General features: G+C 66.3%; 12 protein-coding genes. 5 read left to right on the forward strand and 7 right to left on the reverse strand.

Going from position 1 to position 12,832, the window contains the following annotated elements; genetic code table 11:
• Entirely contained in the window at positions 1-744 is a 744-nt protein-coding gene (locus ABC969_RS09485; RefSeq protein WP_345864447.1) for a TorF family putative porin, read from the forward strand.
• Positions 745-840: 96 nt separating this feature from the next.
• Here ABC969_RS09485 and ABC969_RS09490 read toward each other — a convergent pair whose 3' ends face one another.
• The 6 genes from ABC969_RS09490 to ABC969_RS09515 form a co-directional block, all read right to left on the reverse strand.
• The gene (locus ABC969_RS09490; RefSeq protein WP_345864448.1) at positions 841-2,370 is read right to left on the reverse strand and encodes a TadA family conjugal transfer-associated ATPase; all 1,530 of its coding nucleotides are present in this window, start codon (positions 2,368-2,370) and stop codon (positions 841-843) included.
• Between the two features lie 102 nt (positions 2,371-2,472).
• Positions 2,473-2,724: an ATP synthase F1 subunit epsilon gene (locus tag ABC969_RS09495; protein ID WP_345864449.1), complete on the reverse strand. Its 252-nt coding sequence runs from the start codon at positions 2,722-2,724 to the stop codon at positions 2,473-2,475.
• Between the two features lie 116 nt (positions 2,725-2,840).
• A complete protein-coding gene (gene atpD / locus ABC969_RS09500; RefSeq protein ID WP_345864450.1) occupies positions 2,841-4,316 on the reverse strand; it encodes a F0F1 ATP synthase subunit beta in 1,476 nt (491 codons plus the stop codon).
• A gap of 20 nt (positions 4,317-4,336) precedes the next feature.
• The gene (locus ABC969_RS09505; protein WP_345864451.1) at positions 4,337-5,218 is read right to left on the reverse strand and encodes a F0F1 ATP synthase subunit gamma; all 882 of its coding nucleotides are present in this window, start codon (positions 5,216-5,218) and stop codon (positions 4,337-4,339) included.
• Between the two features lie 99 nt (positions 5,219-5,317).
• A complete protein-coding gene (gene atpA, locus ABC969_RS09510; protein ID WP_345864452.1) occupies positions 5,318-6,847 on the reverse strand; it encodes a F0F1 ATP synthase subunit alpha in 1,530 nt (509 codons plus the stop codon).
• Positions 6,848-6,850: 3 nt separating this feature from the next.
• A complete protein-coding gene (locus ABC969_RS09515) occupies positions 6,851-7,405 on the reverse strand; it encodes a F0F1 ATP synthase subunit delta (RefSeq protein WP_345864453.1) in 555 nt (184 codons plus the stop codon).
• Between the two features lie 314 nt (positions 7,406-7,719).
• On the opposite strand from ABC969_RS09515, the gene ABC969_RS09520 reads away from it, so the two are divergent.
• Positions 7,720-8,148, forward strand: a complete 429-nt coding sequence (locus ABC969_RS09520) for a MarR family winged helix-turn-helix transcriptional regulator (protein ID WP_345864454.1) — start codon at positions 7,720-7,722, stop codon at positions 8,146-8,148.
• Positions 8,149-8,204: 56 nt separating this feature from the next.
• Positions 8,205-8,855 (forward strand): dienelactone hydrolase family protein, encoded by a 651-nt coding sequence (locus ABC969_RS09525; RefSeq protein ID WP_345864455.1) that lies wholly within the window; start codon positions 8,205-8,207, stop codon positions 8,853-8,855.
• A 22-nt stretch (positions 8,856-8,877) separates the two neighbouring features.
• Here ABC969_RS09525 and ABC969_RS09530 read toward each other — a convergent pair whose 3' ends face one another.
• A complete protein-coding gene (locus ABC969_RS09530; protein ID WP_345864456.1) occupies positions 8,878-11,178 on the reverse strand; it encodes a coiled-coil domain-containing protein in 2,301 nt (766 codons plus the stop codon).
• An 81-nt stretch (positions 11,179-11,259) separates the two neighbouring features.
• Between ABC969_RS09530 and ABC969_RS09535 the strand changes: the two genes are divergently transcribed.
• Positions 11,260-11,553 (forward strand): GNAT family protein, encoded by a 294-nt coding sequence (locus ABC969_RS09535; RefSeq protein WP_345864457.1) that lies wholly within the window; start codon positions 11,260-11,262, stop codon positions 11,551-11,553.
• An 83-nt stretch (positions 11,554-11,636) separates the two neighbouring features.
• Positions 11,637-12,818 carry a hypothetical protein gene (locus tag ABC969_RS09540; RefSeq protein ID WP_345864458.1) on the forward strand — a complete coding sequence of 394 codons (1,182 nt, stop codon included), beginning with the start codon at positions 11,637-11,639 and terminating at the stop codon, positions 12,816-12,818.
• Positions 12,819-12,832: the final 14 nt, after the last annotated feature.

Here is a 12,832-nt window from a genome sequence, read left to right on the forward strand (position 1 = left end):
ATGACGCAAACGAGATCTGGCGTTTTTATCGCAGCGGCCGCGCTGGCGCTATCGGCCCATCCTGCCGCCGCGCAGCGGTCCCCATCGGCCGGGGTGGAATTCAGCAATGATGAAGTCAGGCGCGGATTGAGCTGGAGTGGGGGGCGCGCGGCGCTTTCCACCGATGTGTGGGGCGTGCTTGGTCCCGTCGAGGCTTCCGCGCGTGCTGCGACGACGCGTGGTTCCGAGCGGCACGCCGGGGCCGATGCCGTGATCGACGTGGCCCTCGCGAGCAGCTGGAATCTGGGTCCCCTTCAGATGCGCACCGGGTTGACCGGTCACCTGTTCACAGGCGCCCGCGAGGCGATGGATTATGCGGAGCTGGGCGCATCGGCGTCATACAGCTACGGCCCGGCACAACTGACCGGAGGTGTCGAATTTGCGCCTTCCCAGGACGCGATAGGCGGCAGCAACCTGCATCTGTACGTCAATGCAAATGCGGGCATTCCCGGCACACCGTTCACACTGATCGCCGGGCTGGGCCATTCGTCGGGCAGCACGTCCGATCCGGTTCGAGCACAGCGTCTCCGCCCTGACGGCAATTATGCCAACTGGCGCCTCGGCGCGGAGCACCGGCGGGGAGCGCTTACCCTGGCGGTAGATTATCTCGGCACAGACATCAGTCGCGGTGACTTTGCGGGTCCGTATGCCGATCGAGCGCATGCCAGCGATCGGATAATCGGCAGAATTCGTTATGATTTCTAAGCGGCGGTGCCTGGTACCCAAGAGCTGATCCGCAAGCAGGCTTGCCGGTGCCCCACTCAAGCCGGGGTGACGGACAGCGAGGGGCACGGGCGCGCGTTACAGGCAGGCCTCGAGAAACGCGTGATCGAAGCCGTATTGCCGCGCCTTTTCCAGCGTGTAGGGGCGCAGGCCCATGGCGCGATATTCGCCGATGATCTTGCCGTCGGCGCTTTCATCGAGATATTCGAACTTGAACAATTCCTGCGTGACGATCACCGGGCCTTCCATGCCGATCACTTCGGTGACGTTGGTGACGCGGCGCGAGCCGTCGCGCAGGCGCTTCACCTGGATGATCAGCTCGACCGAATCGGCGATCTGGCGCGAAATCGCTTCCTTGGGCACCTTGATGTCCGACATCATCACCATGTTCTCCATACGCGCCAGCGCCTCGCGCGGGGAGTTGGCGTGGAGCGTACACATCGATCCATCGTGGCCGGTGTTCATCGCCGCGAGCATGTCGAAACACTCGGAGCCGCGGATTTCGCCCAGGATGATACGATCGGGGCGCATACGCAGCGCGTTCTTGACGAGATCGCGAATGCTGATCTCGCCCTGGCCCTCGAGATTGGCGGGGCGCGTTTCGAGCGGGAGCCAGTGCGGCTGCTGGAGCCTCAGTTCGGCGGCGTCCTCGATCGTCAGCACGCGCTCGCCCGGATCGATCATCTTCGACAGGGCATTGAGCATCGTCGTCTTGCCCGAGCCGGTGCCGCCCGAAATGACGATGTTGAAGCGGCTGGCGCCGGCGATCTTGAGCGCGGTCGCCATCTTGGGGCTCATCGAGCCGAATCCGGCCATCATGTCGAGCGTGATCGGCTTGTCGGAGAATTTACGAATCGAGATGGCGGTGCCGCGCAAGCTGAGCGGCGGCACGATGACGTTGACGCGGCTGCCATCCTTGAGGCGGGCATCGGCCAGCGGCGTGGTCTGATCGACGCGGCGGCCGACCGAATTGCAGATGCGCTGCGCGATCTGGAACAGATGCTCCTCGTCGCGGAACTGGATGTTGGCGAGAACGAGCTGGCCCTTGCGCTCGACATAGGTCTGATCGGGGCCGTTGACCATGATGTCGGTGATGGTCGGATCGTTGAGCAGTTCCTCGAGCGGCCCGAGACCGAGCAGCTCATCGACCAGCACCTTTTCCAGCGCGAACTGTTCGCGGCGGTTGAGCGTCAGTTTGAGCTCGGCCAGCACCTCGCCGATGATCGGGCGGAATTCCTCGGCCAACTCCTCCTTGTTGAGCGTGGCGGCGGCCTCCGGATCGACGCGTTCGAGCAGCCGCGGGAGCACCTGTTCCTTGATCTTGTGGATCGAGGTTTCGAAGCCTTCGACGCGGCTGTTGGCGGCATCGCCCGATGTGGCGTGGCGATCAGCGAGACGCTGCAACGCTTCGTGATTGGGGCCAGGGCCGGTGGCGGGGTCCGCGCCTGCCTCAGGCGCGGGGAAATCGCCGGGCAGGGGCAGCGGGGGGAATTGCTCGCCACCGATGCTGTCCGCGGGGCGGAGGCCGCCGCCCTGCATCGGCCGCGCGACGCCAAAGGCGGGACGCTTGCCCGTTGTCGCTCCGGGGCGACGTCCAAATGCACTCATGCCAATCGATCCCTTATGCTTAAGGAAGCGATTACCGGCGAAGGTTTTATAATTAGCTAATCATGCGCCGCGGGCGTGGGCCGTGGGCCGTGGGTAGGGCGTTCAGGCGACGCTCTCGGCCAGTACGGTCAGGCCGCTTTCGCTGACCTCGGCAAAGCCGCCGACGATCGACAGCGTCTCGGGCTCGCCCTTTTCGGTGCGGTAGATCGCCAGCGCGCCATCGCGGATCGTCGACATCAGCGGGGCATGGCCCTGCAGCACGCCGAAATCACCCTCGCTGCCGGGGACGACGACCATATAGACGTCCTCGCTGCGGACGAGCTTTTCGGGGGTGACGAGTTCGAAGTGGAGCATTTCTTGTCTCGCTCCCCTCCCGCGTGCGGGAGGGGCTGGGGGAGGGCCTGTGGGGATGGCGCGTCGCTCGACAGACCCTCCCCTAACCCCTCCCGCGAGCGGGAGGGGGACTTTCGTTACGCGTCCTGCGCCATCTTTTCGGCCTTGGCGATCACTTCGTCGATCCCGCCGACCATGTAGAAAGCGCTCTCGGGCAGGTGATCATATTCGCCGTCGACAACTGCCTTGAACGAGCGGACCGTGTCTTCGACCTGGACGAACTTGCCGCTGATGCCGGTGAAGACCTCGGCGACGTGGAACGGCTGGCTAAGGAAACGCTGGATTTTGCGCGCACGGCTGACGACCTGCTTATCTTCTTCGCTCAGCTCGTCCATGCCGAGAATGGCGATGATGTCCTGCAGCGACTTGTACTTCTGCAGCGTCTCCTGGACACGGCGCGCCGTGTCGTAATGCTCCTGGCCGACGATCGCCGGGGTCAGCACGCGCGAGGTGGAGTCGAGCGGATCGACTGCTGGATAGATACCCAGTTCCGAAATCGCGCGGTTGAGGTTGGTCGTCGCGTCCAAATGGGCGAACGAGGTTGCCGGGGCCGGATCGGTGAGATCGTCGGCCGGCACGTAGATCGCCTGCACCGAGGTGATCGAGCCCTTGTTGGTCGAGGTGATGCGCTCCTGCAGCGCGCCCATGTCGGTCGACAGGGTGGGCTGATAGCCCACTGCCGATGGGATACGCCCCAGCAGCGCCGACACTTCCGAACCCGCCTGGGTAAAGCGGAAGATGTTGTCGACGAAGAACAAAACGTCCTGGCCTTCGACATCGCGGAAATATTCGGCGATCGTCAGGCCCGACAGTGCGACCCGGGCGCGTGCGCCTGGCGGCTCATTCATCTGGCCGAATACGAGCGCGACCTTCGAGCCCTCGGGCGTCGGGCTGCCATCGGCATCCTTGGCGATGACGCCTGCGTCGAGGAACTCGTGGTACAGATCGTTACCCTCGCGGGTGCGCTCGCCGACGCCGGCGAACACCGAGGTGCCGCCATGGCCCTTGGCGATGTTGTTGATCAGTTCCTGGATCAGCACGGTCTTGCCGACGCCCGCGCCGCCGAACAGGCCGATCTTGCCGCCCTTGGCATAGGGCGCGAGCAGATCGATGACCTTGATGCCGGTGACGAGAATGGCGCTCTCGGTTGACTGATCGACGAACAGGGGCGCGCTGGCGTGGATCGGCATGGTCTGCGTGTGGCCGACGGGACCGCGCTCGTCGATCGGCTCGCCGATCACGTTGAGGATGCGCCCCAAAGTCTGCGGGCCGACGGGGACGCGGATCTGCGAGCCGGTGTCGGTCACGGTCTGGCCGCGGGTCAGGCCCTCGGTCGTGTCCATGGCGATCGTGCGCACGGTGTTTTCACCCAGATGCTGCGCAACTTCGAGCACCAGGCGGTTGCCGTTATTGTCGGTTTCCAGCGCGGACAGGATCGAGGGCAGTTCGCCCTGATTGAACGTCACGTCGACGACGGCGCCGATGACCTGGCTGATGCGGCCAACATTGTTGGTGGTCGCGGCGGGAGCGTATGTATCTGCGGCGGTTGCCATATTTGCTTCCTTGCTTCGAACTACTTGAGCGCTTCGGCGCCGGAGATGATTTCCACCAGCTCGGTCGTGATCGCGGCCTGGCGGGTGCGGTTATACTGGATCGTCAGCTTGTTGATCATGTCGCCGGCGTTGCGCGTGGCGTTATCCATCGCGGTCATGCGGCTGCCCTGTTCCGAGGCGGCGTTTTCGAGCAATGCGCGGAAGATCTGGATCGCGATGTTGCGCGGCAGCAGATCGGCGAGGATCGATTCCTCATCGGGCTCGTAGATCACTGCGGCATCGGAGGTCGTCGCCGTGACCGATGCGGCCGGCAGCGCGACGGGGATGATCTGGCGGCCGACCGGCTCCTGCACCAGCGCCGACTGGAAGCGCGCGTAGAACAGGTGCGCGATATCGAACTCGCCGGCGGCAAAGCGCGCGGCGACGTCATCGGCGATCTCGCGCGCGTCGCTGAAGGCGAGCTTCTTGATCTGGCTCATCTCGTGATCGTGCGCGATCTGCGTCGGGAAGAAGCGGCGCAGCACGCGCCCCTTCTTGCCGGCGAGATAGAATTTCACCGTCTTGCCCTGCTGTTCGAGCTCGACCGCCTTGCGGCGCGCGGCGCGGACGATGTTCGAATTGAACGCGCCGGCCAAGCCACGCTCGGAGGTGGCGACGATGATCAGGTGGACCTGATCGCTGCCCGTGCCGGCGAGCAGTTTGGGCGAGCCTTCGCTGACGCCGACCTTCGACGCCAGGCTGGCCATCACGGCTTCGAGACGCTCGGCATAGGGACGACCGGCGACCGCCGCTTCCTGCGCGCGGCGCAGCTTCGCGGCGGCGACCATCTTCATCGCCTTGGTGATCTTCTGCGTCGACTTCACCGAGCCGATGCGGACCTTAAGGGCCTTTAGTGACGCCATTCTATTCCTACCTCGTCATCCCAGCGAACGCTGGGATCTCGTGCCACAGACCGCACCCTTGCGGCCTGAGACCCCAGCGTGCGCTGGGGTGACGGTCAGTTACGCAAACGTCTTGGCGAAGGCGTCGAGCGCCGACTTCAGCCCCGACTTCGCTTCGTCGCCGAGATCGCGCGTGTCGCGGATCTTGGCCAGCACCTGCGGGTGATTCGCGCGCAGATCGGCGAGCATCGCCTGCTCGTAGCGCACGACCGCATCGACTGGCACGGTATCGAGATAGCCGGCGGTGCCCGCGAAGATCGAGGCGGTCTGCTCCTCGAACGGCATGGGCGAGAACTGCGCCTGCTTGAGCAGTTCGGTCAAACGTGCGCCGCGGTTTAGCAGCTTCTGCGTGCTGGCATCAAGATCCGAGCCGAACTGCGCGAACGCGGCCATTTCGCGATACTGGGCCAGCTCGAGCTTGATCGAGCCCGACACCTTCTTCATCGCCTTGGTCTGTGCGGCCGAGCCGACGCGGCTGACCGACAGGCCGACGTTGATCGCGGGGCGGACGCCGGCGAAGAACAGATCGGTTTCGAGGAAGATCTGGCCGTCGGTGATCGAGATCACGTTGGTCGGGATATAGGCCGAAACGTCGCCGGCCTGCGTTTCGATGATCGGCAGCGCGGTGAGCGAGCCGCCGCCATTGTCGTCGTTCATCTTGGCCGCACGCTCGAGCAGACGGCTGTGCAGATAGAAGACGTCGCCGGGATAAGCTTCGCGGCCCGGTGGGCGGCGCAGCAGCAGCGACATCTGACGATAGGCGACGGCCTGCTTGGAAAGATCGTCATACACGATCAGCGCGTGCATGCCGTTATCGCGGAAATATTCGCCCATCGCCGCGCCGGTATAGGGCGCGAGGAACTGCATCGGCGCGGGCTCGGAAGCGGTCGCGGCAACGACAATGGAATATTCCATCGCGCCATTCTCTTCGAGCGTTTTCACGATCTGCGCGACGGTCGAGCGCTTCTGGCCGATCGCGACATAGATGCAGTACAGTTTCTGCTTCTCGTCAGTGCCGGCATGCGCCGCCTTCTGGTTGATGAACGCGTCGATCGCGACGGCCGACTTGCCGGTCTGGCGATCGCCGATGATCAGCTCGCGCTGGCCGCGGCCGACGGGGACGAGCGCGTCGATCGCCTTGAGCCCGGTCTGCACGGGCTCGCTGACCGAGGTGCGCGGGATGATGCCCGGCGCCTTGCGCTCGACACGGCTGCGCTGCTCGGAGACGATCGGGCCCTTGCCGTCGATCGGGTTGCCGAGGCCATCGACGACGCGGCCGAGCAGGCCCTTGCCGACGGGGACGTCGACGATCGTGCCGGTGCGCTTGACGACGTCACCTTCCTTGATCTCCGAATCCGAGCCGAAGATCACGACGCCGACATTGTCCGCCTCGAGATTGAGCGCCATGCCCTGCACGCCATTGGCGAATTCGACCATCTCGCCGGCCTGGACATTGTCCAGCCCGTGGATGCGCGCGATGCCGTCGCCGACCGACAGCACCTGGCCGGTTTCGGAAACCTGCGCTTCGGTGCCGAAGCTGGCGATCTGGTCCTTGATGACCTTGGAAATTTCTGCGGCGCGGATGTCCATGGGTTAGCCTTTCATCGCATGCGCGAGGGTATTGAGACGGGTTTTGATCGAGCTATCGATCATCTGCGAACCGATCTTGACGACCAGCCCGCCAAGCAGGGAAGGATCTACCGAAAGATCGACGGCAACATCACGGCCGACCCGGGCGCGCAGCTGATCTTTCAGCGCATCGACCTGGGTTTCGGACAGCGGGTGGGCGGAGACGACTTCGGCGGTGGTTTCGCCGCAGTGATCGGCCGCCAGGCTGCGATAGGCGCGGATGATGGCGGGAAGCTGCGCCAGGCGGCGGTTCTGCGCGAGGACGCCGAGGAACTTCTCGGTCGTCTCGTCGATATCGATCAGCTCGGCCGAGGCCGCAATGGCCTTGGCGGCGGCGCTGCGCGCGATGATCGGGCTGGCGATCAGCTCGGCAAATTCGGGCGACTGATCGATCGCGGCGCGGACGCGCGCCAGGCTCGCCTCGACCATGTCGATCGCGCGCGCGTCACGCGCGAGCTCGAACAATGCGGTGGCATAGCGGCCGCTTAAGCTTGCTTGAATACCGCCGGAATGCTCCACGCGATCTAATTCCTCGGATAGTCGGACAGATGGCCCCATGGGGAAGGGGGCGCCGCAGGCGGCACCTCCGATGGGTTGCCGGGCGGTTAGCATCGGGGCGGGGGGGATGCAAGGCTTGGCGGGTGGTTGGTTGACTAGGAAACATATTTGGATGCAGTTGTGGGGCGTGATCTGCGCGGGCCACCCCCCTTACCGTCACCCCGGATCTGGTCCGGGGTCCACCGCGCGGCAGGCGGGGGAATAGTGGTGCAAGCCCAGCGCAGGCGGCTTGGTGGACCCCGGACCAAGTCCGGGGTGACGAGGGGGGCGATGTGATGCCCCCGGCCGATACCAAGCTCGCCGATCTGCTCCGCACCGCTGCCGGCACCGCGCACCAGGCGCTGGCGCGCGCGCTGCTCCCGCACGGCGTCACCGCCGCCGAATGGACCTTGCTGCGCGAGCTTCGCGCCGCCGGGGCGGTGCCGCAGGTGCGGCTGGCGGAGCGGCTGGGCATGACGCCGGGGGCGATCTCCAAGCTGGTCGATCGGCTGGTGGCCAAGCGGCTGCTGGTGCGCGGGCGCGGCGGGGGCGATGCGCGGGTGCAGATTATTGGCCTGACGGGGACGGGCGCGCTGCTCGTGCCGCAGCTCGAACGGATCGCCGGCGCGGCAGAAACGGCGCTGTTCGATGGACTGTCGCCGCGCGAGCGCGTTCTGCTCGAAGGCGTGTTGCGTCAGCTTGCCGGTCGCGCCGACGCGGGCTAGCCCGGGGCACCTTACTTTCGGGAGTGAAGACGATGGGTGCCTTCGAGCCAATGACGATGTCCGACGGCGCAGTGATCGCGGTCTATCATGCGCAGCCCGAGGGCCAGCGGCGCGGCGGGCTGGTGCTGGTGCAGGAGATTTTCGGCGTTACCGATCATATCCGCGATCTCGCCGAGGAGTATGCGCGCGATGGCTATGAGGTGCTGGCGCCGGCCCTGTTCGATCGCGAGCATCCGGGGTTCGAAGCGGGCTATGATGCGGACGGTCTCGCGCGCGGCGTCGAACTGGCGCGGCAGCTGCACCCGTTCGCGCTGAGCCTGGCGGATGTGCAGCGCTGTGTCGATGCGCTGAGGCCCCAAGGCCCGGTGTTCGTCGTCGGCTATTGCTATGGCGGCTCGATCGCGTGGTTCGCGGCGAGCCGGCTGACGGGGGTGGCGGCGGCGAGTGGTTATTATGGCAGCCTGATCCCGGCCGCGGCGGCGGAGGTCCCCAAAGTGCCGGTGATCCTGCATTTCGGGCGGCACGATACCGGCATCCCGATGGAGGGCGTCGAGAAGGTGATCGCGACGAACCACCCGCATGCGAGCGTATATGTCTATGAGGCCGGGCATGGCTTCAATTCGGACCGGCGCAAGGATTATCACGAAGCGAGCGCCGATCTGGCCAAGGAGCGCACGCTGGCGCTGTTTCAGGCCAACGGCGGCTGACGCCCCGCCGCCGGCGTGCGCATCACGTGCGCAGCCGCGCGATAGCCTGCGCCAGTGCGACGTACAGCTTGCCCATATCGGAGGACAGCAACGTCACCCCCAGCGGTGAGCCATCGCGCTGCGCGAGGATCGCGCGCAGCATCGCCTCGAAATCGTGGATGTAGCGGTTGACCTGATCGCGGAAGGCGTCGTCGTCGTCATACAGGCGGACGATCTCGCGCGCATCGCTGGCATCGATCAGCCGCACCGCGCGCCGCGTAAAGACGCCGCGATCGCCCTTGAGATAGGCCGCCCAGGCGCTGTCGGTGACATCGGTCGAAAACGCCTTGGCGATATCGATCGACGCCGAATTGAGCGCCTCGATCAGCAACGATACGCGCCGTGCCAGCGTATCCGTATCGGCGGCGTCGCGTTCGCTGCGCGCCGCGTCGATGCGCTGGTCGACCTGCGCCGTGCTCTCCACGATCGTCGCCAGCTGCTGGGTCAGACGCTCCGAGGCGCGCGTCGCGGCATCGGCGGCGTTGGCGGCGGCCTGGCCGATCGCGCTCAGCTGATCGCGCAAGGCAGTGCCCGACGCGCGCTCGATCGCTGCGGCGCTGGCCTGTTCGAGCGCGGCGGCGGCTTCGGGGATGACGGCCACGAGCGTCTCGCGCGCGCGATCGGCGGCGACACTGGCAGTGTCACGGACCCGGATCAGCGTCTCGATCAGCCGCGGCGCCGCTTCATCGGCAAAACGATTGCTGCGCCCGATCGTCTCGTCGACCATATCGCCCAGTTCGCTGGCCTTGGCGCGGCCCTCGGTGAGCGTTTCCAGCAGGCTGGCGGACAGGCGCTCGATCGTGTCGCGCTGCGCCGAGAGCACGCCGGCAATCGCCGCGACCGCGTCATGCGTGCTTTCCGCCGTGCCGACCAGGGACAGCAATTCGGGGGTGACCGCGCCTACGATCCGCCGGCTTTCGCCGATCCGCGCATCCAGCCGCGCCAGCGCATCCGGCAAGGTTTCGTCGATCTCGCGCGCCGCAGCGTCGAGCGCGACGAGCAATTGCTCGGTCGTGGCGATCGCATTGGTGGCCATGACGTCGCCGATCTGCAGCGCTTCGGTCATCGCCTCGGCCGAGCCGCCGAGCGCGCTGATCGAGGCCGCGAGATGCTGGCTGCGCTCGACGCCCTGCGCGTGGAGCGAATCGAGCCGCCGGGAAACGTGCGTGATATCGCCATCCAGCGTGCCGATAAATGCTTCACCCGCGCTGCGCTGATCGCGCAGGCGCGCGGCGATGCGGTCGATCACGACATCGACCGCGGCGACCCGTGCCGACAAAGCATCGGCGTTTTCGCCGACGGCGCGATCGATCGCGGCCTGATTGGCGTTGAACAGCGCGAAGGTCGCATCGGTATGCCCGGCGATGCGCTTGCGCGTCTCGTCTAGCGCTTCGGCGGTGCGATCGAGCAATGCATCGACTGCCTCGGTCATCTGACCAGTGACCTGTTCAATGCGTGCGCTCGTCATCTTGCCGCTGGCTTCCAACTGCGCGGTTTGCGTGACCAGCTGTTGCGCGGCGCCCTGCGCCAGCGCCTCGGCATCGCGCCCGCGTTCGGCCAGCGCCTGCAATTGCGCATCGAGCGCGCCGGCATGCGTGGCGGCCCCGGTGCCGGCGCGATCGAGCGCCTGGCCGATATCGACCGTCTCGCGGTGCGCGCGCGGCAGCAGCGACATCAGCACGTCGAGCTTGGCGTGGGTCGCCGCCGCCGCATCGGCCAGCGTCTGCGCATGCGCCGCGGTATCGGCGATCTGCCCGTTGAGGCCGGCCGTCGTGCTGGCCATGCTGGCGGCAGTATGGTCACCCAGGGCAAGCAATTCGGTCGCTTGCTCGGCCAACCGCACACGGTTGGCGTCGATCGCGTGCGACAGCATGCCAACGGTGCGCTCAAGCGCCGCCGCCTCGGCCCGCATGGCCTGGGCAGTGCGCCCGAAGCGGCGCGCTTCGGCCGTGCTGGTGCGCAGCCCGAGCAGCAGCAACACGCCGATCAATGCCGGCGGCACGCAGAGGGCGGCGATAAAGCCGGCCAGTTCAACCGGGGTGATCGCGCCGAGCTGCGGCCAGCACAAGGCCAGCATGCCGGCGATCCAGCCAAGCGACACGAGCAGGCCGAGCAGTGGGAAGATCCAGCCGCGACGATCCGGCGCCTCCGCATCGGTGTCATACATCTCGGCGGGGAAATCGGGCGTGTCGATGAGAATACTCTCTTCCAGCAGCAGATCGCTATCGGGGACGGCGCGGCCCCCGCTCGATCGAATATTGATGATGCGCGAACCCCCGTTCATCCCTTTGTCTATCACGAAACGGCGCCCAAGAAAGCGAATTACGAAACTTTGCCTTAAGAGATTGGCGTTAACCGTTCGCTCATGGCCTATGATCCCGGAGCAATCGACGCAACGCTGGCCGCGGCCGTGGGGGACGAACCCGTGCTGATCGCGGAGCTGCGCGATGCCTTTCTCGACAGCGTGCGGCGTGGCCTCGATGGGCTGGAGGCCGCCCATAGCATCGACGCGTGGCAGATCGCGGCATTGCGCCTGAAGGGGCTGGCGGCGAGCTTTGGCGCGGTGCGACTGATGGCGATCGCCGGCGAGGCGGCGGGCGCGGTGGTGCAGGATGTCGTCGTCTTGCGCAAACTGCGCCGCGCGGTGGAGCGGCTATAGTTCAGCCGCGACGGCCGGGGCGGCAAAAAGCGTCGGTGACCCTGCCTTTGCCTTCCACGCCATGACCGCCTAACAGCCCGATGATGCTGGCAGGACTTATCTTTGCGACCGATGATGCCGATGACCGCGTGGGCACGCTGGCGGCGACGCTGCCGTTCGGTGGGCTGACGCTGATCGAATTCCAGGCGCGCTTGCTGATCGGCGCCGGCGTAAGCCAATTGCTCGTCGTGGTGACGCGGCTGACGCCGGAATTGCTCGGCGCGATCGCGCGTATCGGACGGCGCGGCGCATCGGTCGATGTCGTGCGCACCGCGGTCGAGGCGGCGGACAAATTGCACCCGCTCGCGCGGGTGCTGGTGCTCGCGGATGGGCTGGTCACCACGGGCGATGTGTTGTCGCTGCTGACGGAAGAGGGCGGCGACGCTTTGCTGACCGTGTCGGATCTGGAGGCGGCGCCGGGGTTCGAGCGGGTTGGCGCGGAGACCGCCTGGGCCGGGGTGGCGCGGCTTGATGCCAAGCGCGTGGCCGAAGTGGCGGCGATGCCCAAGGATTATGATTTCCAATCGACGCTGCTGCGCGTCGCGGCGCAGGGCGAGGCGGCGCATGTTCGCCTGCCCGCGGCACTATCGGGCGGCGCGCACGGCATTGAGCGCGATTCGCGCGCGCTGGCGGCGCGCGGCACGATAATGCTGGCGGTATTGGTGTCGAAACCGGTGGTGTGGGCGGATCGCTACATTCTCGCGCCGCTGGCGCGGCTTGCCTTGCCGCCATTGATGGCACGCACCGTACACAGCATGGCTGTGGCCGCGAGCGGGATTGTGCTCGGGCTAGCCGCCGTGGCTGCCATTTTCTTCGACCGCGCCGCCCCGGGCATCGCGCTGGCGATCCTCGCCATCCTGGTATTTACGATCGGTGCGGCGCTGTCTTGGCTGCGCGACGAAGAGCCGCTGGCGGCGTTTCAGCGTAATGCCATTCCTGGCATGGCGGCGCTGGCCGCGCTGCTACTGGGCCATGTCACCAGCACGAGCGACGACACCGCCACGGGCTGGACGTTGGGCATCGCCGCTGTCGTGGCCGCCGCGCTGGCCGAGCGGGCCGCCGGGCCGGGCGCCAAGCGGCGCTGGTGGGGCAGCCCGGTGGCGTATCTGCTGATCATGCTGCCGCTGTCGATCGCCGGGATGCCGCTGATCGCTTTGGCAGCGGCCGGCGCCTATGCCACGACCACGCTGGCCGCGGCGATTGAGGGATTGCGCGACAGGCCTTAGGGTCGTTTTAACGA

It is taken from the genome of Sphingomonas qilianensis, from assembly GCF_039614825.1.
Classification (GTDB): domain Bacteria; phylum Pseudomonadota; class Alphaproteobacteria; order Sphingomonadales; family Sphingomonadaceae; genus Sphingomonas; species Sphingomonas qilianensis.